We start from the raw sequence: 20,874 nt of genomic DNA on the forward strand, positions 1-20,874 counted from the left end.
TCTTTCTTTTCCAGAGATACGCCCAAATTTTCCCTTGTCACCTGTTTATTATGTATATACATGTTGAGACATAAGGAAAGGCGCAAAGCTGATGAACGGGAACAATTTTTCAGACGAGCAAGCCCCGGGGGAGGTCCGCCCGCACCTATGGCGCAACGCCCGCCTGGCAACGCTCGACCCGAGCAAGACCGGCCTCGGCGTCATCGAAAAAGGTGCCGTTGTCGTCGAATCCGGCCGCATGACCTATGTCGGCCCGGAAAGCGAATTGCCGGTTCTGGCGATCGAGCGCGCCGAGATCTCCGATCTCGAAGGCCGCTGGGTGACACCCGGTCTCGTCGATTGCCACACCCACATCGTTTATGGCGGCAACCGTGCCCGCGAGTTCGAGATGCGCCTTGAGGGCGCCACCTATGAGGAAGTCGCCCGCGCCGGCGGCGGCATCGTCTCTTCGGTCAAGGCCACCAACGCGCTCTCGGTCGACGGCCTCGTCGCCGCCTCGCTCCCGCGTCTCGACACGCTGCTCTCCGAGGGGATGACGACGATCGAGATCAAGTCCGGTTACGGCCTCAACATCGAGGCCGAGCTGAAGATGCTGCGCGCCGCCCGTGCGCTGGGCACTATTCGCCCAGTCCGCGTCGTCACCTCCTATCTCGGCGCCCATGCCACGCCGGTCGAATACAAAGGCCGCAACGGCGACTACATCACCGATGTCGTGCTGCCGGGCCTTGAGCAGGCGCATGTCGAAGGCCTGGTCGATGCCGTCGACGGCTTCTGCGAGGGCATCGCCTTCTCTGTCGAAGAGATGCGCCGCGTCTTCGATCGCGCCCAGCAACTGGGCCTCCCGGTCAAGCTCCACGCCGAGCAGCTCTCGAACCTCGGCGGTGCCCGCTTCGCCGCCTCCTATCTGGCGCTTTCGGCCGATCATCTCGAATACCTCACCGCCGATGACGCAGTCGTCATGGCCGCGGCCGGAACCGTCGCCGTGCTCCTGCCCGGCGCCTTCTACGCCATCAACGAAAAGCAGAAGCCGCCGGTCAAGGCGCTGCGCCAGGCCGGCGCCCACATCGCCATCGCCACCGATTGCAATCCCGGTACCTCACCGCTGACGTCGCTGCTCCTGACCATGAACATGTCGGCCACCCTGTTCGGCCTCACCGTCGAGGAATGTATCGCCGGCGCTACCCGTGAAGGAGCTCGCGCCCTTGGGCTCATCGACGAAACCGGCACGCTCGAAGCCGGCAAGTCGGCCGATTTCGCGATCTGGGATGTCGAGAGCCTCGCCGAGCTCGTCTACCGCATCGGCTTCAACCCGCTTCACGCACACGTCTTCAAGGGCGAAAGGATCGACCGTTGACCATCACTCTCCATCCCGGCTCCGTATCGCTCAAGCATCTGGAAACGATCTACTGGACCGGCGAACCCGCCGTGCTCGACCGCTCCTTCGACGCCGGCATCAACAAGGCCGCCGCCCGCATCGCCGAGATTGCCGCCGGCAACGCGCCTGTTTACGGCATCAACACCGGCTTCGGAAAGCTCGCCTCGATCAAGATCGACAGCGCCGATGTGGCCACGCTCCAGCGCAATCTCATCCTGTCGCATTGCTGCGGCGTCGGCGCGCCGTTGCCTGAAAACATCGTCCGCCTGATCATGGCCCTAAAACTTGTCTCGCTCGGCCGCGGCGCATCCGGCGTGCGTCTGGAACTGGTGCGGCTGATCGAGGGCATGCTGGAAAAGGGCGTCATCCCCGTCATTCCGGAAAAGGGCTCCGTCGGCGCCTCCGGCGACCTCGCGCCGCTGGCGCATATGGCGGCCGTGATGATGGGCGAGGCAGAAGCCTTCTATAGGGGCGAGCGCCTCTCCGGCGCCGCAGCGCTCGACAAGGCTGGCCTGACACCCGTCGTGCTGGCCGCCAAGGAGGGCCTGGCGCTGATCAACGGCACGCAGACCTCGACCGCTCTGGCGCTCGCCGGCCTCTTCCGCGCCCACCGCGCCGCCCAGGCAGCGCTGATCACCGGCGCCATGTCGACCGATGCCGCCATGGGCTCGTCCGCCCCGTTCCACCCCGACATCCACACGCTACGCGGTCACAAGGGCCAGATCGACACCGCCGCCGCACTGCGGGCGCTACTCGACAATTCCGTCATCCGCCAGAGCCATATCGAGGGCGACGAGCGCGTCCAGGATCCCTACTGCATCCGCTGCCAGCCGCAGGTGGATGGCGCCTGCCTCGACCTGCTGCGTTCGGTCGCCAAAACGCTGGAGATCGAGGCCAATGCGGTCACCGACAACCCGCTGGTGCTGTCTGACAATTCCGTCGTCTCCGGCGGCAATTTCCACGCCGAACCGGTCGCTTTCGCCGCCGACCAGATCGCCATCGCGGTCTGCGAGATCGGCGCCATCTCCCAGCGGCGCATCGCGTTGCTCGTCGATCCCGCCCTCTCCTACGGCCTGCCCGCCTTCCTCGCCAAGAAGCCCGGCCTCAACTCCGGCCTGATGATCGCGGAAGTCACCTCCGCGGCGCTGATGTCGGAGAACAAGCAGATGTCGCATCCGGCCTCGGTCGACTCGACGCCGACCTCGGCCAACCAGGAAGACCACGTCTCCATGGCCTGCCACGGCGCCCGTCGCCTGCTTGCCATGACCGACAACCTGTTCTCGATCATCGGCATCGAGGCGCTGACGGCGGCCCAGGGCGTCGAATTCCGCTCGCCGCTCGCGACAAGCCCTGAGCTTTCGAGCGCCATCGCCGCGATCCGCACGGTCGTGCCGACGCTGGAGGTTGACCGCTACATGGCTGACGATCTGCAGGCGGCGAGCGATCTGGTGGCCTCGGGTGCGCTCAACGCGGCGGTGTCCTCGGGCATTCTGCCGGGGTTGGAGGGGTGATGGTGATGAATATTGAGTTCTGGAGTTCAGTCCCCTCCCCAACCCTTCCCCACAAGGGGGAGGGGCTAATTCGTGGCGCTGGTTATGCCCACTCGTTCAACTCAGCGCCTGAGGTTCATGCCGCGACGGTGAGGCAGGTCTCGACCGTAAGCCCCTCCCCCTTGTGGGGAGGGGTTGGGGAGGGGTCTTCGCGATGACCACCCACGAAACCCGCCAGGGCACATCCCCCATCATCCTCGGCTTCCCGCACACCGGCACCGACGTGCCGCCAGCCATCTGGGACCGCCTGAACGACAACGGCAAGCTCCTCGCCGACACCGACTGGCACATCCACAATCTCTATGACGGCCTCCTTGATGGCGTGACCACCGTACGCGCCACCTTCCACCGCTACGTCATCGACGCCAACCGCGACCCATCCGGAACCAGCCTTTACCCCGGCCAGAACACCACCGGCCTCGTGCCTGACACGGATTTCGACGGCCTGTCGATCTGGAAGGAAGGCGCCGCACCCAACGAGGTCGATATCACTGAACGCCTGCGCGATTTCCACGCGCCGTATCACGCGGCGCTTGCCGCCGAGATCGAGCGGGTGAAGGCGATCCACGGCGTCGCCATCCTCTACGATTGCCACTCGATCCGCTCGCACATCCCGTTTCTCTTCGAAGGCAAGCTGCCGGACTTCAATATCGGCACCGATATGGGCAAGACCTGTGCCGTGGAGTTCGAGCGCGTCACGGCCGAGATCGCCGGTTATGCGGCCGGCTACACCAGCATCGTCAACGGACGGTTTAAGGGTGGCTGGACCACCCGGCACTATGGTCAGCCCGCGAATTGCGTCCACGCCATTCAGATGGAACTGGCGCAATCGGCCTATCTTGAAACTGAACAAGTGCCCTTCGCCTATGACGAAGAGAAGGCGACGGCCTTGAGAACGCATCTGAAGACTATTCTCGCCCGCATCGAAACGGCGGCCCACGAACTCAAAGCAATGGGGAACTGATCATGAACAATCCACGCCACAACATCCGCGAAGTCAGAAGCCCTGTTGGCCCCGAGCTCAACGCCAAGAGCTGGATGACCGAAGCGCCGCTGCGCATGCTGATGAACAATCTCGACCCCGACGTCGCCGAAAACCCGCACGAGCTGGTGGTCTACGGCGGCATCGGTCGCGCCGCCCGCACGTGGGCGGATTTCGACCAGATCGTCGCGACGCTGAAGACGCTGACGGAAGAAGAGACACTGCTGGTGCAATCCGGCAAGCCGGTCGGCGTCTTCCGCACCCACAAGGATGCGCCGCGCGTCCTGATCGCCAATTCCAACCTCGTGCCGCACTGGGCGACCTGGGACCATTTCAACGAGCTGGATAAGAAGGGTCTGGCCATGTACGGCCAGATGACCGCCGGCTCGTGGATTTACATCGGCACGCAGGGCATCGTGCAGGGCACCTACGAGACCTTCGTCGAAGCCGGCCGCCAGCATTATTACGGCGACCTCAAGGGGAAATGGATCCTGACGGGTGGCCTCGGCGGCATGGGCGGCGCGCAGCCGCTGGCGGCCGTCATGGCCGGCGCCTGCTGCCTTGCGGTCGAAAGCGACGAGACCCGCATCGATTTCCGCCTGCGCACCCGCTATGTCGACGCCAAGGCCAAATCGCTCGATGAAGCGCTTGCCATGATCGCCGAATGGACGGCGAAGGGTGAAGCCAAGTCGGTCGGCCTGCTCGGCAACGCCGCCGAAATCTTCCCCGAGCTCGTGGCTCGTATGAAGGCCGGCGGCCCGCGTCCCGATATCGTCACCGACCAGACCTCGGCTCACGATCCGCTTAACGGGTATCTCCCGATCGGCTGGACCGTTGCCGAGCACAAGGCCAAGCGCGAGAGCGATCCGAAGGCTGTCGAAGCAGCCGCTCGCGCCTCGATGAAGAAGCACGTCGAAGCCATGGTCGCCTTCTGGGAAGCCGGCGTGCCGACACTCGACTACGGCAACAACATCCGCCAGGTCGCCAAGGATGAGGGCCTGGAAAATGCCTTCGCCTTCCCGGGCTTCGTGCCGGCCTATATTCGCCCGCTGTTTTGCCGCGGCATCGGCCCGTTCCGCTGGGCAGCTCTCTCGGGCGACCCCGAGGATATCTACAAGACCGACGCCAAGGTGAAGGAGTTGTTGCCCGACAACAAGCACCTGCACAACTGGCTCGACATGGCGCGTGAGCGCATCTCCTTCCAGGGCCTGCCGGCGCGTATCTGCTGGGTCGGCCTTGGCGATCGTCATCGCTTGGCGCTTGCTTTCAACGAGATGGTCAAGAACGGTGAACTCTCGGCCCCCGTCGTCATTGGCCGCGACCACCTCGACTCGGGCTCGGTCGCCTCGCCGAACCGCGAGACGGAAGCGATGAAGGACGGTTCGGACGCCGTGTCCGACTGGCCGCTCCTCAACGCGCTCCTCAACACCGCGTCCGGCGCCACCTGGGTGTCGCTGCACCACGGCGGCGGCGTCGGCATGGGCTTCAGCCAGCATTCGGGCGTCGTCATCTGCGCCGACGGCTCCGACGATGCGGCCAAGCGCCTGGAACGCGTGCTCTGGAACGACCCGGCCACCGGCGTCATGCGCCACGCCGACGCGGGCTACGACATCGCGCTGGATTGCGCCAAGGAGAAGGGTCTGCGGCTGCCGGGAATTCTCGGGAACTGATAGAGCGAGACACCGGGCCTCAGAACGGTATGAGGCCCGGATATTGAAGGATGGTAGAGAGGCGACGATCAGCGCCGTCTCGAACGTCCCCGCTCATTCCTTGTCTGTTACGATCGGCTTGATTGGGTCTTCAGGAGGAAAGAGGTCACCGCCATGGAACATCTCTTCGATTTCCTCGGCCATCATCGTGTCGAAGTCATCCGGCGTGGTGAACATGCCTTCCATGAAACCAATGCGGCGCTTCTTCGGCGCCGTTTCCGGTTGATCGATCGGGGCGTCCTTTGCCATGTTGACGATGTCCATCACTCGCCTCCAATCCCGTGAGTGTCCTCCACTCCCCGCCCATTGCAACCTCCGGAGATCCCATGCCCCGCGCCACAATCCTGACCGCCAGCAGCTATCGCCGCATGCCGTGGAAGAACGGTGGCGGGGAGACGGTGGAGATTGCGGTTTCGCCGGAGGGGGCCGCACTGTCGGAGTTCGACTGGCGGATCAGCATGGCAACGGTCGCGACCGGTGGGCCGTTCTCGATCTTCCCCGGCATCGACCGGACCTTGTCGATCCTTGACGGCGAAGGAATGTCGCTTGCGATCGATGGCCGCGCGCCATTGCTGTTGACGCAGGAGAGCGCCCCCCTCGCCTTCCCCGCCGACGTCGCGGTGTCCGCGACGCTCAAATCCGGGCCGATCACCGATCTCAACGTCATGACCCGTCGCGGCGGGCTGTGGCACCGGGTCGAGCGCGTCGTGGTCGATGGCGAGGTGACATTCGGCGGCGCGGCCGGAACGCTGCTGGTGTTCTGCCATCGCGGCACGCTTGATCTCACCTGGACGGACGGCCAGGCATCGCTTGGCGAAGGCGACACGTTGCTGCTGCAGGACGCGGCCGGCATGTCGCTCGAGATGGATGGCAAGGCGCTCTGCTACCTGATCACCATGGATCCCGTCTGACGCGGCAACGACCGACAAGCCGCAATCGTCCGCCCGTCAAATCAGACGCAAAACAATATTGTCGCCATACTCTATAAAATAGATAGTTTTGTCTGTGTGCCGACCATGGCCCGCCGTAGTGTTTTCCCGTCGAAACAAGTTGAGCCGACGCACAAGCGCGGCATTCGGGGGCGAAACATGAATATCAAGGGCATTATAGCGGGACTTACACTTGGCGTGGCCGCCGTGGCCGCGCCACTGCTGGCGCAGGCAGCCCACAAGAAGGTCGTCGTTGCCTACCAGACGGATGCGCTGCCGTCGTCGGTCGCCATCGCCAATGGTGAGTTCGCCAAGGCGACGGGCTACGACATCGATTTCCGCAAGTTCAATTCCGGCGCCGAAATCTTCGCGGCGATCGCCTCGGGCGACGTGCAGGTCGGCTATGTCGGCTCCAGCCCGTTCGCGGCGGCGACCTCGCGCGGCCTCGCCGTCAAGGCGTTCTACCTCTCCTCGATCTCGGGCATCGACGAGGCGCTTGTCGTCCGCGACGGTTCGGGCATCAACTCGCTCAACGACCTCAAGGGCAAGAAGCTCGCGGCAGCGCCCGTCTCCACCGACCACTACCAGCTGCTGGCGCTGATCAAGTCGCTCGGGCTCAGCGAGAAGGACGTGCAGGTCTTCGCCATTCCGCAGCCCGAGATCGTCGCCAGCTACAACCGCGGCGATATCGACGGCGGCTTCGTCTGGGATCCGGCGCTGACGGAACTGAAGAAGAAGGGCAAGGTGTTGGTCACCTCCAAGGATGTCGCCGACAAGGGAGCGCCGACCTTCTCAGCCTGGGTCGCGGCCTCGAAATTCGCTGATGAAAACCCCGCATTCCTGAAGGGCTTCGCTGGTGTCATCAACACCTATTACGCCTCCTTCGCCAAGCACAAGAAGGCTTGGGAAGCCGATAGCGAAAACGCCAAGCTGCTCGCCAAGGCGCTCGGCGGCACACCCGAACAGCAGGCGGCGGCGCTGAAGAACCTGACGCTTCTGACGCCCGACGTCCAGGCATCCGAAGCATGGCTCGGCGGCGGCGAAAAGGCTGGTGCTGCCAAGATCCTCAAGGATACCGCCACCTTCCTGAAGGAGCAGGGCAAGGTCAGCGAAGTGCTGCCGAGCTACGCAGCCTTCGTCACCGCTGACGCGCTGGCCAATCCGAGCAACTAAGCCGTTTCCGCCGGAAACGCTGGCGCGACCCCGCGCCGGCGTCCTCATTTTCAAAGAGACCTGACATGCTCAAAGTCGATCACGCGAGCGTCTATTTCCAGTCACGAGACGGCCGGACCGTTCATGCACTCGACCGCGTCTCGCTCGCCATTCCCGAAAACAGCTTCGTCGTCGCGCTAGGCGCCTCCGGCTGCGGCAAATCCACCCTGCTCAATGCCATCGCGGGCTTCCTGCCGTTGTCGGAAGGCGCGATCACCCTGGACGGGCGACCCGTCACATCACCGGGTGCCGATCGCGGTGTCGTGTTCCAGAAGGACACGCTGCTGCCCTGGAAGACCGTGATCGACAACGTCGCCCTCGGCCTGAAATTCGCCGGCGTGCCGAAAGGGGCCCGCCGCGAGCGCGCCGAACAGCTGTTGCACCTGGTCGGCCTCAAGGATTTCGCCGCCGCCTTCCCCTATGAGCTCTCCGGCGGCATGCGCCAGCGCGTCGGTATCGCCAGGGCGCTCGCCACCGAACCGGCCGTGCTCCTGATGGACGAGCCTTTCGGCGCGCTCGACAGCCTCACCCGCGAACAGATGCAGGAGCTTCTGGTCTCGATCTGGAAGGAAACGCATACGCGCATCTTCTTCATCACCCACTCGATCGAGGAGGCGCTGTTTCTCGGCACGCAGGTCGTGGTGATGTCGCCGCGCCCGGGCCGCATCGTTGCTCGCTTCGACCTCGATTTCGTCCGTCGCTTCGCCGAGACGGGTGAGGCCAGGGCGGTGAAGACATCGCCTGAATTCGCCGATCTGCGTGAAGAGATCCGTGACATCCTGCATGGATCGGAAGAGCTGAGGAGTGCCGCCGAATGAGCGATTTCACCGAAACCGGCCGCGTCGTCATCGGCTCGCCCGCCGACCAGCCGAAACTCGTCAAGATGAAGGGCTTCGGCGCCGGCGAAAAGCCGACCGTGCTGATCAGCATCGCAACCGCGCTGGTGTTGCTGGCCGCCTGGTGGCTCGTGGCCAAACTGGCGCTGGTGCCGCATCTCTTCCTGCCGACGCCGCAGGAGGTGTGGACGCAGGTGGGGGCGATCTACAATGACGGCTATGCCGGCGCCTCGCTCTACGAGCATGTCTCCGCAAGCCTCTTCCGCATCGTCACCGCTGCCGCCATCGCCGCCGTGGTGGGCATTCCAGTCGGCTTGCTGATGGGGTTGAACCGCTGGATCAAGGGCGTGCTCGATACGCCGATCGAATTCTACTGGCCGCTGCCGCCGCTCGCCTATCTGCCGCTGATGATCATCTGGCTCGGCATCGGCGAGACCTCGAAGGTGACGCTCTTGGTGCTCGCCATGTTCGCACCGATCTGCCTTTCGGCTCAGGCCGGCGTCCGCTCGCTGCCGATCGAGCGCGTCAACGCCGCACGCTCGCTCGGTGCCCGGCCCTTTCAGACCCTCGTCAGCATCGTGCTGCCCTCGGCGCTGCCCGAAATCCTGACGGGGCTGAGGATCGCGCTCGGCATCGGCTGGGGCACGCTGGTCGCAGCCGAGCTGATCGCCTCCACCCGAGGGATCGGCTACATGATCATGTCGGCGTCGCAGTTTCTGGCGACCGACGTGGTCTTCGTCGGCATCGGCATCATCGCCGCCTGCGCCTTCTCCTTCAGCGCCGCAATCCGCATCCTGGAAGCCGTGCTGGTGCCATGGAAGGGGAAGAGCTAGCGATCGCGACAGTTCATCCCCCATTTGCAGGGATCGGCTACTCTACCCGTGAGCAAGGTTCGACCGCCGTTGCCAGGCGGCGGGCCGATGCCTAGATTGCGATGCCGCAGAACAGACCGAATGGACCGCAGATCGTGAATGTCGACGATACCTTCCCCTCCCCGGCGCAGCTGAGCGGCACGCGCCGCCGGCCGCTGGTCGCGATTATCGGTGGCGGCATTTCGGGCGCGGGTGTTGCCTATCACCTGGCGCTCGCGGGGCGGGATCGGCCGCCTGCCGTCACCGTCTTCGAGCCGCGCGCCGAGCTTGGCCGTGGCCTCGCCTACGACACCAATGACCCCGCGCACCGCATCAATGTACCGGCAGCCAGAATGAGCCTTCTGCCGGAGCATCCCGGAGACTTCCTCGAATGGATCGAGCTCAACGATGCCATCGCCGACGACCCCGCCGCACGCCGCGCGGATGGGGTGATCTTTCCGCGCCGTGAGCTGTTCGGCCGATACGTTGCATCAGCCTTGCGGCCGCTGGTCGAGACCGGCGCCGTCAGGCACCGGCGGGCGGTTGTGACCGATGTCGAGCGCGACGGCGCCTTCTGGCGGATTTCCGATAGCCAGGGTGGCCAGACCTTTGCCGATTATCTCGTCATCGCGACAAGCCACCCCTCGCCCTCCCCACCTTCAGCGTTGGTGGCGCTTGCCGGTCACCCAAAATTCGTCGCCGATTCCACCGTGCCGGGCGCGCTTGATGCCATCGACCCAGATGATCGCCTCCTCGTCGTCGGCAACGGGCTGACGGCCGCCGATGTGGTGGCGTCGCTAGAGATCACGGGACATCGCGGCCCGGTGACGTCGATCTCACGGCGAGGCTTGAGATCGCGCGGCCATCCGGCGGTCGCGCAGGATCCGTTTGGTGCGTTCGAGACGGTGCCGGTCGAAAGCGCCACGCAGCTCTTGCGCCTCGTGCGCCGCACCATCCGCGAGGCCGAGCAAGCGGGGCTCACATGGCATGCGGTGCTGGATCAGGTGCGCGGTCACGGGCATGCGATCTGGCGGCGGCTGCCTGTGTCGGAGCGCCGCCGCATCGTCCGCCACCTTCGCCCCTTCTGGGACGTGCACCGTTTCCGCATCGCGCCGCAGGTGGAGGAGGTGCTCGACCGCGCGGTCGCCAACGGCCGCATGGAAGTGCTGGCCGCCTCCGTCGCGAGTATTAGGCGCGAGGGCGATGACATCGGCGTCGCACTGCGACGGCGCAACGGTGAACGCTTGGAGCGGGTTTACGATGCGATCGTCGTCACCACGGGTCCGGCCCATGGCGGTATCTTGAACAGCCAGCCGTGGCTGGCGCGGCTACGCGATCTCGGCCACCTGCAGCTGGACCCGACCGGGCTGGGCATCGCCTGCAACCTCTCGTCAGAGGCGCTTGCCGGCGACGGGCGACCGGATTCGACATTGCTGATTTCGGGCCCCTTGGCGCGCGGCGCGTTCGGCGAGCTGATGGGCCTGCCGCAGATCACCGAACACGCGGTCTTCGTCGCCAGCGAACTTGATCAAAAAGTCGAGAAAGATCTCGAACAGGATTGATATCGCTTGATAAACGATAGTTCCACTATCGAGCGGCGCCGTCGGCGAATGCCTCAAGCTCCGGATCGAAATCGACCTCGACGACATTATTGAAGACGGCGGTGGCGATCATGAGGCCGGCGAAGGCGACAAGATCGACCAGCGTCTTGGCGTCGTAGCGCTGCTTCAGCGCAACCCAGATTTCGCTCGGGATGGCATTGGAATCGGCGACGATCGCCTTGCCGAATCCGTCGAGCAACGCCTCTTCCTCGGAGAGCTCAAGAGCATCCGGATCAAAGCCGTTGTTGATCAGCGCGCGGCGGAAGAAGGTGATGGCGATCTTCGACTTGCAGGCCTTCGAAATCGCGTGGGAGAAGATCCAGATCGGCCGGTCGCTGATCGCGGCCAGCTCGGCGCGCAGCGTGAACCATTCCGCGTAGATGCGATGTGCCTGAGGTGAATGCAGCAGCGTCCGCTTCATGTTGGTCATCCGACCGCGAACCCTGACTTCCTCGTCGTGGGCCGAGCGGATCTCCTCGGAAGCGGTGTCGTAATCGATTTGCGGAATGTGGCTCATGTCTTGGTGCTCGTTGGATCATGTCGATGCCAAGCTGTTAGCCCAAAAGCGCATGCCGTGGAAAGCGACAAGCAGCCGCGCCTGATCACACAATCTGGAGAAAGTTGCCCGTGCCCTAAGCCGCGTGGGTCTGCGACGCAAACGACGGATGCGCTAGGCTGAAGCGGTTGCGGCCTCCGCTCTTGGCGGCGTAGAGCGCGCCGTCGGCGGCCGCGAAGATGTCCTTTGGCGCAAGATAGCCCGCGGCGAGCGCCACGCCGACCGAGCCGCCGATGTCGATATGGCGGCCATCCTCGTCGCAGGATGCGGCAAGCGCGCTGACGATGGAGCTCGCGATCCGTGCCGCCTCGTCGCTCGACCCACAGCGATGGAGCACGGCGAATTCGTCGCCGCCGATGCGCGCCACAAGCTCGGCGCCGCCGAGCACGGATCGCAGGCAATTGGCCGCCACGCGCAGGCATTGGTCTCCGGCCTGATGGCCGAGCCGGTCGTTGACCTGCTTGAAACCGTCGAGATCGATGAGGAACAGCGCCACGCTCTGCCTGGACGCTTCGGTCGCGCACAGCCTCTCGAAGGTGGATTGGAACTGAACCCGGTTCGGCAGGCTGGTCAGGAGATCGAACTCGGCGAGATAGCGGATCTCGTCGAAGAGCTTCTTTTCGGCGGTGATATCCTGCTTCATTCCGAAGATGCGGACCGGGCGGTCGCCCTCGCATTCGACGGTGGCGGTGATGCGGATCCAGCGATGGTTGCCCTTGGCCGTGATGATCTCCGCGTCGAGGCTGAAGCCGGATCGCTCCTTGATGGCCCGATCGCGCAGCATGGTCAGCTCGATGCGCGACCGCTCGGTATAGAGCTTGACAGTCTCGTCGCGGCTGAGCGGGTGGCCGATCGGCAGATCGAAGAGCTCGTAGACCATGTCGGTCCATGCTAGCGTCTCGTCCGGGAGATTGCATTCCCACACGCCGATGCGGGCGGCGCGCGACGAGTGATCGAACAGCTTCTTCAGATGGACGAGTTCGGCGGACTTATCGGCGGAAAACGCGTCGGCGCCGATCTCGCGGCGATCAGGACGAGCGGATAGGCGTCCCGTAAGCCGTGACCTGACTTCGCGTACAATCGATGAAAACATTCGCCGCCTCTGCCATGCAAGAAGGCGATCATGCCTTCGACTTCGCATATTCTTCAGCAAAGGTTGATGTTGTACTCCAGCGAGCGTTTTCCCACTAAATTATAATGGAAACAGATGATCGTGCCTAAGGAAACGTTAACGCGCGGCTTAGCCGAATGACGACTTCGTGCCGTGGCAAATCATCTTGCTGAACGGCGCGAGGAAGCTGATTTTTCCGGTGTCTCGGTCCGATCGTCGCGGTCCGCTTCGCGCATGATCCGGCCCATCGTCTTCAAGCGCTCGATCAGGTCGCTGCCATCAGCGGAGGCTCGCGTCCGCTCCAGCAACTGATACTCGCGGGCCGCCTGTTGCCAATGCTCGCCGCCGCGCCCATCGGGCCGACCTTCCGCTTCCCACAGCGCATAGGCGCGCTGCTTGATCCAATCGTCTTTACTCAAAAACATGAAAGACCTCGAACAACGGATTATGAAAATCAATGGATCCGAGGCTGACAAATGGAGCTTAGCAAGTCGTTACTTCGGCACGACTTTCATCGTCCCCGTCGCAATATTATCGGTTAAGCTCGGTCTCGATCATCTCTCCTTGCTAACGGGCGTCTTCCGGTAGCCAGGAGCGGTAGAGCGGGTGGTCGGGAAGGATCGGCAGGGATGTCGGAAGTCCGGTGCGTTGCGAGTGGTAGGCGGCGGTGACCAGTTCCAGCGAATTGCGTGCGTCGGCAAGCGTCACCGGCGGCTCCTCGTTGCGGACCAGCGCCTGATGGAAGAGTTCGAACTGGCGGGTATAGCCGTCCTCCTTGACCTCGTAGCGGGCGAGCGCCGCATCCACTTTCTGCTGGTGCTCCTCGTTGCCCGCCTTGAAGCTCCAGGGATCGCGACCCATCGTGTAGGGCTCGATGATGCTTTCGGCCACCAGATCGCGGAAGCAGAAGCGCAGGCGCGAAATCTCCTCGCGCGAGCCGAGCGTCATCGACAGGCTGGCGAGCGATCCATTCTTCATCTTCACCGACAGCGCTGCCGTATCCTCGACTTCGATCGGGTTGACCAATGTGGCGCCGAAGGAGAAGAGCTCGGCGCAGGGGCCGTGGATGTAGTTCAGCATGTCATGAGCATGGATCGCGTGGCCAAGCAGACCGCCGCCAAGCTCGGTTGCCCATTTGCCGCGCCAGGGCACCGCGTAATAATCGGGCCCGCGCCACCAGTGGGTTTCGATCGTCGTCAGGAACGCCTCGCCGGTGAGGCCGAGCTCGATCAGCATCTTCAGCTTCTGAAGACCGGAGCCATAGCGATACTGGAAGATCGGCATCAGCTGCGGCCCGTTGGCCTTTGCCACGATGCCGGCCATCTCGTCGACTTCGGCGATCGAACCGAACAGCGGCTTCTCGCAGATCACGTGCTTGCCCGCCTCGATCGCCTTGCGGCAGAGATCGAAATGGGAACTCGGCGGCGTGCAGATGTCGATGATGTCGAGATCGGCGCGGGCGATCATCGCCTCGGCATCCTGCGTGTATTCAGCGATGCCGAACTCCTCGCACAGCGCCTTGCCGCGATCGGCATCGAGCGAGCACAGAACCACGACCTCGAACAGCTCCTTGTTCCAGCCGAAGCCGGACAGGTGGCGCGAGGCGATGCCGGCGCCGATCACGCCGACGCGAAACTTCCTGCTCATCTCAGCGCCCTCCGACCGGAGCTTGACCTTGGCCGATCCTCACCGCATTTGCCTGCGCCTCGAGCGACAGCCGGCAGACCTCGTAGACATGCGCCTGCGGCATCGCAGTCTCGGTGCGGTCGCGCACATCAGCCAAAAATGCCTCGAAATAGTCGAGCTTCTCGTCGCTGCAATCGATGTGGGTCATCTCCTTGCCGTTGACGAGGAAGAGGTGATCCTTGCCGGGGCGGCCAGAGATGTCGATATACTTGCGCAGCTCGATATAGCCCTCGGTCCCGAGAATCGTCAGACGACCGTCGCCCCATGTCGGCAACGCCTCGGGCGTGAACCAATCGACGCGGACGTAGCCGGAGCCCTTGTCGGAGCGCAGGAGCACCTCGCCGAAATCCTGGAAGGCCGGTCGGTCGGGCATGCCGAAATTGCCGACCGAGCTTGCGGCGACCGTGGCCGATGTCGAGCCGGTGTAGAACAGGAACTGATCGACCTGGTGCGAGGCGATATCGACGATGATGCCGCCGAATTTCTCCGGGTCGAAGAACCAGTCGGGCCGGGTCGGCAGTTGCAGCCGGTGCGGCCCCATGCCGAGCGTCTGGATGACCGTGCCGATGGCGCCAGATTGGACGAGCTTGCCGGCCTTGACGGCGGAGCGCACGCAGTGGCGTTCGGAAAAGCAGATCGAGAAGATGCGCCCCGTCTCGGCCACCGTGTCCTTCACCGCCTGCAACTGCGCCGATGTCGTCACGCCGGGCTTGTCCGTCATCACGTCCTTGCCGGATTTCATGGCGCGGATGGCGAGATCGGCCCGGTCGGCCGGGATCGCCGCGATGCAGATCACGTCGATCGAGGGATCGGCCAGCAGCTGCTCCCGGTCGATCTGCGGCGCATCGGGATAGGTCTTTTCGAACATCTCGCGAATGGCGGGAACGGATGTCTTCGGGCAATAGCCGACGAATTCGGCGCCGGCGGCGAGCAATCCCTTCACATGATCGAAGGTATGCCCATGGTCGATCCCGACAACGGCAAATCTCAACATAGAAACGCGTCCTCCTCACTTGCAGCGCGAAGCCCAGATCTATCAGGCTTCACTGCACTCCTCGTGACAAGACAGACAGCGAAAGCGATAGGCTGTCAAGATCGGACGATCCGGTTGGATTGCCAATAATCAACCTATCTAATTGTTTTTAAATCATGATATTTTGTATCTAAATAGTTATTTACTGACGCAATTGCCGCGCCAGACGCTTTAGTCCAACGCCGGCTGACGACAGCTAGCCGCACACCGCCCAAAGATAAGAGCGCGTGCATTCAAAATTGCTTGCAATTTATGCTATGCCTGCCAACGTCAACAGAACGACTGCATTACGAGAAGCAGGCCCTCCCCAATCTCGAGCGGAGACGCAATACTGGCGATTGTAGGCGCGGCAATTTGGCGTTGGGACCTCAACCCATCGGCCCGTTGGTTGCGAGATAATGGTCGTTCTCCTTATGCTGCCTATAGTGCCCACGTACCCGATGTTATCGGTCGACGACCGCCCCGAAAGGAGTTGACGCCTTGTTCAACCTCATAATGTTGTACGACGGGTCCGACTGGCAGGTGCCGCTCAATGCGATCCGCACGGCAACCTTCCCCCTAGCGCGTCTATTTGAGTATACGATCCCCGACATAGAGGGGCAGTTCACACCCGTGGTCCCTTCCTCGTTGGCGCGCCTCGCAGGTCTCCCAACGGTATTCATGACCGAGCTTCAGTCGGACCGACAGAAGCCGGGCGGAACAGTTCGGGTGAAGATCGGTCGGGTTTTCGCCTTGTCCATCGAGAGCACCGAGATCCGGTACTCCTTCGTGATTGAGCGTGATTTCGGTCCTCGTACAGTTCCCGATCTCAAGCCGTTCGAGAACGCCTTCGGGATGGGAAAGCTTGAGATCCATCGAAGCCATTGGGCAGTCAAGAGCCATGATGTTGTCGGCGCGCTGCGGGCAGCCGATCTTCTGACTGAAAATGAAGATTGGCCTGCCCCGGCGCCGAGCCTCGCAGTGCCGTTGAATCCAGCTCCACCGTTGCCAGTGGAGCCAAGGCCAGCATCCACCGTTGTCGAGAACCTTGAACAGTTCATGCAGGTCGTGATGACGTTGCAAGTGCCTCCTGATCACGAAGTTTTCTATCGGGGCCACTCGGACTCACGCTACAAGCTCGAGCCATCCCTCTATCGGAAGACGGCCTCGGGCGAGTATAAATATCTTCAGAACGAAGCGCGCATGATACTGGAACTCTTGAGTGCCCAGTCCTCTGCGTTCAGCAGTGACGCGTATATGCTGGATCGACTTGTGCGTATGCAGCATTTTGGACTGCCAACACGACTGCTCGACGTGACGTCGAATCCGCTCGTGGGGCTCTATTTTTGCTGCTCCACGGCCAAATTCGACCAATCCAATCACGAAATAGACGGGGAGGTCATCATCCTAACGACGCCAAAGGAGCAAGTTCGCTTCTTCGAGTCCGACACTGTTAGCTGCATCGCAAACCTCGCTATGCTCGAGGAGCAGGCGAAAGAGCGCTTGGACACCAGCCGGCCCCACAAGGCGTTCAACCGACTACCTGAGTGCGGGAGGCTGCTGCACTTCATCAGACGTGAGAAGCCGTATTTCGAGGCCCGCATAGTGCCGAGCGATCTGGAGAGCATTCAATTCGTTCGCGCCCGAAGCACACATGAGCGTATCATGTCGCAATCAGGCGCCTTTCTCATCTTTGGTAAAGACGCTGTCCTTCCTGAGACCGGGCACAGCGGGCTTAACATCAGGCGCGTCACGGTGAGAAACAAGCAGTCGATCCTCGAGCAGTTGGCCAAGCTAAACATCAAGTCGAGCACAATCTACCCTGGCCTCGAAAAGACCACTGCTGAGATTGCGAAACAATACGAGCTCCTCGGATAAACCATCCGATCAGCGTCGGAGGGTGGGCTATGTCGATCTTTGAGAGAGGGCATGCGGGAGCGGAACTCTCAGATTATCAGAACGTCACCATCAGTCGCGCATTCACACCCTGATCGACGACATCACGCGACAAAGCCGCATTGTATGACAGGCCGAGTCTCGCATTGTCCGAGATCAGGGCATCGAAGCCGAGCTCGATGAGCGCCGCGTTCCTGGTTGCTGTGAGCCCGGTCACGCCGAAGGACGAGCCGCCGGAAAAGGCGACGACGTCGACCGGCGCGAGATCGCCGAAGGCATAGCGCCAGCCGATCATTCCTCTGGCTTCGACCGTAACGTCCTCGATGGAAAAGGCGGAGGTGGTTCGTAGGCCCAAGGTGGTGAGTCCGACATTGTCGTTGCCATCATCCACCTGGAGTGCGGCATCCCCGCCGGTTTCAGTGAAGCCATTGGAGCGCACGTTGACATAGGCGGCGCCGGCGAATGGTTCGAGCGTTGCCTGACCGAGGTCTATCGCGTATCCGGCCTCGCCGAAGATCTGGGCGGTGGCCGCCGAATAATCGGCCGAGAGCCTTTCGTTGAACCCGGGGAAGACGACATCACGTTTCGTATCGAGGTCGTGCCAGGTGTAGGCAAGGCCGCCTCTGACCCTGACCTGGCCGAAGTCCGCTCCGGCATAGGCCGCGATGTACCAGTCGTCACTGTTCGCGCGGGCATTGCGACCGTCATCGTCGAAAGACGATCTGCTATAGCCGCCGGCGAGGCCGATCCTGACGGTATCGCTCATTTCACCATCGCCGCCGAGGAAGAAGCCGCCGATGGAGCGGTCGAGAGCGGATGCTTCCGAGGTTGCGTCGCGGGTGGCCCATGATCCCACGCCTTGAAGCCAGAAGCCGTTTGCGGCCTCTTGGGCCCGCGCCGTCTGAGCGGTTCCATAAAGACGGTCGTTGATCGTATCTCTGATGAAGCGGCTATCGTCGATCATTGAGGAGCGGATGGATGCGTAGCTCTGGCCGGAGAGCTGATCGAGGGCCGTGTCGATGGCAGTCGTCGAGACCTGCCCCACGATGGCGTCGAAAACAGCATTGCCCGAGCCCAATGACTGCACGCCGGTTCCCGTGCCGATCCGCGCGAAGCTCCGCGCCGCGATGGCGGATGTTATGGGCTGGCCGTTATAGGTCACGTCGAGATATCCGCTGGACGCATCGTAGGCGAAGGCGAGGTCAGCCAGCGGGAGCTGCTGCGGCGTGTTGGCGAAGAGACCGCTGACGCCGCCGGTGGCCGTGATCAACGTGTAGCGGGCGGGGCGAAAGAACGAGCCGACGAGATTGAGCGACGAGCCGCCGATCGTCGCCACGCCCGTGACATCGAGAAGATCGCTCGTCCCCACAAGGCCCGCATAACCGATGTCCGCGCGATAGGTCGCGCCGGGCGCCAGCAGCAGATTGCCCGCGATGGAGAGCACGCCGATATCGTGGCCGGTGCTGCCGGGCGAGATGAAGCCGCCCGCGTTTACCGTCGTCGACGGCAAGGTGCTGTCATAGCCGGCGATCGTGCCGCTGGAATTCACGGTGAGCGAACTGGAACTCGACAGGTCCATGCCGTTGATGGCGAGAGTACCGCCATTGACGATTGTCGCACCGGTGTAGGCTGCCGTTCCCGAAAAGACCTGTGTCCCGGCGCCGGTCTTGACGATACCGAGCGGACCGGCGGAGAAGCTGCCCATAAACGCGACTTGCCGCCACGCCGCCGTATCGATGGTCAGCGTCGCCGCACCGCCCGACGTTCCAACGTCTCCGGAACCCGCGAGGGAGCCGATCGTCGCCACATGTCCCAGGAGGTCGAGGCTGCCGTTTACGACAAAGCCGCTCGTCGGCGACAGCACATTGTCCGCACCCGCCTGCAAGGTGGCGGCGGATTTGATCGTCGTATCTCCGGTGTAGCTGTTTGCTCCGCCAAGGGTGAGCAGGCCGCTTTGCAGCGTCAGCGCGCCGCCGCCCCTGATCGCGCCCGATATGGTCGTGTTGCTTGCGCCGACGGCCAGTTCGCCGTCTGAAATCAGTATGCCGCCAAGCAGCGTCGCGCCGGTCGAAAATCCGAGAAAGGTCGAGCCGCCGGTCTGCAACCCGTCCGCGCGCGTGGCGCCGTCACCGCTCAAGCCGCCACTGATCGCGCCACCGTTGATGATCGAAAGGTCGCGGCCGATAATGCCGACGCCACCCGCGCCCGCCGCCCCAGGCGTGCCAGAAGCACCGCCCGATCCACCGGCTCCGCCAGCGCCGCCCGTGACCGTCGCGCCTGTGCCGATCGTGATCGCGGTCGGGACAGTTGCGAGGAACCCAGGGCCGCCCGCACCGCCGGCGCCGCCGGTGGATCCCGGCGAGCCTGAAGCCGCACCGCCCGCGCCCCCTGCCCCACCCGAAATCGTGGTGCCCGGTGCAACGTCGTACGGGACGCGCTCTTGTGCTTGCGAATGGACCGGCACAGCGAAGGCGGCGGTGCAGAGCAGGAGTGCCAGCGGAATTTGGAGACAATGGAGAGGCGGCGCCCCGGCGATATGCTCGCGGTGGCCGGTCTTGCGATGACGAAATAAGCGCCAACGATTGATAATGGACGTGTCCCCTCTGCCCAGAATCACAAGGTAAAAAAGTATTTTCTAATTGTCTAATGGATAGAGGCAGAAATCTCGATTCGGGAATGCCAATTTATCGTGATGGTAAATTTCGATGGCCGGCACGCGGGCCTATCGAAAAAGATTTCATCCGGCCGGCACGGGCCGACCGACAAATGGCGCTTGGCACGAGATATGCATCATCATCTTCGGGTTCCTTTGCTTGGAGGGAAGAATGACGGCTTTGGTCACTGACATCGTGAGTGCCACCGGACAGCTTGAGACCGCCATCCTGAACGCGACGATTGCGTCGCCGGATATATGGATCGGTTCCAAATCCATGAAAACGAAAGCAAAACTGCTTCCGCACGTGCTTGTGCAGCAATATCCCGAACTGTCCGAGATCGAATGCGAGCTGCGCGGACTGTTCGAGACATGCTCAAAGGCGATTGACCGGAATTCGATCAACCCCGTGGTTGCAAAAGCGGCAATCTCGCTTGCGCACGAATATCAGGCAGTCATCGAGGGACTGCGCCGCTAATTTTAGAGGCGCGTCCAGATCAGCGAACGGCAGATGACCTTCATCGTGCAGCCGCGCATCTTCACCGTGTCGCCGGAGACGGTCAGCACGCCATCGAACGTCTTCTTGCTGTCGGGTTCGATGATCGTGCCGGTGAAATTGCCGTTCTCGCCGGTAAACGTGCCGATCTTCTGGCCGGCATGATCGCCAGTCTTCATAGTGATGCAATAGCCGTTGCCGCATTCCGAAATCGTCGCCGTCGTCCCGACCTGCGTCTTCCAGACGCCAACCACCGGCTCCTGCGCCAAGGCCATCGGCGTCAACGCCAGCTGCGTCACGAGCGCCAGGGGCGCTGCGATTGAAAAGAGCGGTTTCATGGGATGCTCCAATGAAAGAACACAAGGGATAAAACACCAGCGTTGGCGGCGTTTCCTTGGGTTCTGGTTGTGTTTTGACCG

19 protein-coding genes are annotated in these 20,874 nt (G+C 62.8%); 11 read left to right on the forward strand and 8 right to left on the reverse strand.

Annotated elements, in window-relative coordinates; translation table 11 throughout:
- The first annotated feature begins 91 nt into the window (after window positions 1-91).
- The 4 genes from hutI to hutU all read left to right on the forward strand — a co-directional run bounded on the left by hutI (window position 92) and on the right by hutU (window position 5,577).
- Entirely contained in the window at window positions 92-1,354 is a 1,263-nt protein-coding gene (hutI, locus tag ACCD05_RS24400) for an imidazolonepropionase (protein ID WP_112950185.1), read from the forward strand.
- Window positions 1,351-2,886, forward strand: a complete 1,536-nt coding sequence (gene hutH, locus ACCD05_RS24405; RefSeq protein WP_111560382.1) for a histidine ammonia-lyase — start codon at window positions 1,351-1,353, stop codon at window positions 2,884-2,886. The genes hutI and hutH overlap by 4 nt, the downstream gene beginning before the upstream one ends.
- A gap of 193 nt (window positions 2,887-3,079) precedes the next feature.
- Entirely contained in the window at window positions 3,080-3,889 is an 810-nt protein-coding gene (gene hutG / locus ACCD05_RS24410; protein WP_111560383.1) for an N-formylglutamate deformylase, read from the forward strand.
- 2 nt (window positions 3,890-3,891) lie between these two features.
- Window positions 3,892-5,577 (forward strand): urocanate hydratase, encoded by a 1,686-nt coding sequence (gene hutU, locus ACCD05_RS24415; protein WP_111560384.1) that lies wholly within the window; start codon window positions 3,892-3,894, stop codon window positions 5,575-5,577.
- A gap of 93 nt (window positions 5,578-5,670) precedes the next feature.
- Here the strand turns inward: hutU and ACCD05_RS24420 are convergent, their stop codons facing one another.
- Complete coding sequence (locus ACCD05_RS24420) at window positions 5,671-5,880, reverse strand: hypothetical protein (RefSeq protein WP_181459148.1); 210 nt, start codon at window positions 5,878-5,880, stop codon at window positions 5,671-5,673.
- 62 nt (window positions 5,881-5,942) lie between these two features.
- Between ACCD05_RS24420 and ACCD05_RS24425 the strand changes: the two genes are divergently transcribed.
- The 5 genes from ACCD05_RS24425 (at window position 5,943) to ACCD05_RS24445 (ending at window position 11,006) form a co-directional block, all read left to right on the forward strand.
- Window positions 5,943-6,527 carry a HutD family protein gene (locus tag ACCD05_RS24425; protein ID WP_111560385.1) on the forward strand — a complete coding sequence of 195 codons (585 nt, stop codon included), beginning with the start codon at window positions 5,943-5,945 and terminating at the stop codon, window positions 6,525-6,527.
- Window positions 6,528-6,704: 177 nt separating this feature from the next.
- Complete coding sequence (gene tauA, locus ACCD05_RS24430) at window positions 6,705-7,718, forward strand: taurine ABC transporter substrate-binding protein (RefSeq protein ID WP_112950186.1); 1,014 nt, start codon at window positions 6,705-6,707, stop codon at window positions 7,716-7,718.
- A 65-nt stretch (window positions 7,719-7,783) separates the two neighbouring features.
- The gene (locus ACCD05_RS24435; RefSeq protein ID WP_111560387.1) at window positions 7,784-8,575 is read left to right on the forward strand and encodes an ABC transporter ATP-binding protein; all 792 of its coding nucleotides are present in this window, start codon (window positions 7,784-7,786) and stop codon (window positions 8,573-8,575) included.
- Window positions 8,572-9,426 carry an ABC transporter permease subunit gene (locus ACCD05_RS24440; RefSeq protein WP_111560388.1) on the forward strand — a complete coding sequence of 285 codons (855 nt, stop codon included), beginning with the start codon at window positions 8,572-8,574 and terminating at the stop codon, window positions 9,424-9,426. Before ACCD05_RS24435 ends, ACCD05_RS24440 begins: the two co-directional genes overlap by 4 nt.
- Window positions 9,427-9,527: 101 nt before the next feature.
- Window positions 9,528-11,006, forward strand: coding sequence for an FAD-dependent oxidoreductase (locus tag ACCD05_RS24445; protein ID WP_111560389.1), 1,479 nt, complete (start codon window positions 9,528-9,530; stop codon window positions 11,004-11,006).
- 25 nt (window positions 11,007-11,031) lie between these two features.
- Here ACCD05_RS24445 and ACCD05_RS24450 read toward each other — a convergent pair whose 3' ends face one another.
- From ACCD05_RS24450 to ACCD05_RS24470, 5 genes are all read right to left on the reverse strand, one after another.
- Entirely contained in the window at window positions 11,032-11,562 is a 531-nt protein-coding gene (locus ACCD05_RS24450) for a hypothetical protein (RefSeq protein ID WP_112950187.1), read from the reverse strand.
- Window positions 11,563-11,677: 115 nt separating this feature from the next.
- Window positions 11,678-12,694, reverse strand: coding sequence for a diguanylate cyclase domain-containing protein (locus tag ACCD05_RS24455; protein ID WP_413395917.1), 1,017 nt, complete (start codon window positions 12,692-12,694; stop codon window positions 11,678-11,680).
- 179 nt (window positions 12,695-12,873) lie between these two features.
- Entirely contained in the window at window positions 12,874-13,137 is a 264-nt protein-coding gene (locus ACCD05_RS24460; protein WP_111560392.1) for a DUF2934 domain-containing protein, read from the reverse strand.
- A 142-nt stretch (window positions 13,138-13,279) separates the two neighbouring features.
- Window positions 13,280-14,359, reverse strand: coding sequence for a Gfo/Idh/MocA family protein (locus ACCD05_RS24465; protein WP_111560393.1), 1,080 nt, complete (start codon window positions 14,357-14,359; stop codon window positions 13,280-13,282).
- Window position 14,360: 1 nt separating this feature from the next.
- Window positions 14,361-15,392, reverse strand: coding sequence for a Gfo/Idh/MocA family protein (locus tag ACCD05_RS24470; protein ID WP_112950188.1), 1,032 nt, complete (start codon window positions 15,390-15,392; stop codon window positions 14,361-14,363).
- A gap of 519 nt (window positions 15,393-15,911) precedes the next feature.
- On the opposite strand from ACCD05_RS24470, the gene ACCD05_RS24475 reads away from it, so the two are divergent.
- Window positions 15,912-17,288, forward strand: a complete 1,377-nt coding sequence (locus tag ACCD05_RS24475; RefSeq protein WP_413395919.1) for an FRG domain-containing protein — start codon at window positions 15,912-15,914, stop codon at window positions 17,286-17,288.
- A 76-nt stretch (window positions 17,289-17,364) separates the two neighbouring features.
- On the opposite strand, the gene ACCD05_RS24480 is transcribed toward ACCD05_RS24475, so the two are convergent.
- Complete coding sequence (locus ACCD05_RS24480) at window positions 17,365-19,770, reverse strand: autotransporter domain-containing protein (RefSeq protein WP_162724655.1); 2,406 nt, start codon at window positions 19,768-19,770, stop codon at window positions 17,365-17,367.
- Between the two features lie 361 nt (window positions 19,771-20,131).
- Between ACCD05_RS24480 and ACCD05_RS24485 the strand changes: the two genes are divergently transcribed.
- Complete coding sequence (locus ACCD05_RS24485) at window positions 20,132-20,437, forward strand: hypothetical protein (protein WP_018901642.1); 306 nt, start codon at window positions 20,132-20,134, stop codon at window positions 20,435-20,437.
- Between the two features lie 2 nt (window positions 20,438-20,439).
- On the opposite strand, the gene ACCD05_RS24490 is transcribed toward ACCD05_RS24485, so the two are convergent.
- Window positions 20,440-20,793: a DUF2147 domain-containing protein gene (locus ACCD05_RS24490; RefSeq protein WP_402934509.1), complete on the reverse strand. Its 354-nt coding sequence runs from the start codon at window positions 20,791-20,793 to the stop codon at window positions 20,440-20,442.
- Window positions 20,794-20,874 lie beyond the last annotated feature (81 nt).

It is taken from the genome of Rhizobium sp. Rhizsp42 (assembly GCF_047304155.1).
Taxonomy (GTDB): Bacteria; Pseudomonadota; Alphaproteobacteria; order Rhizobiales; family Rhizobiaceae; genus Rhizobium.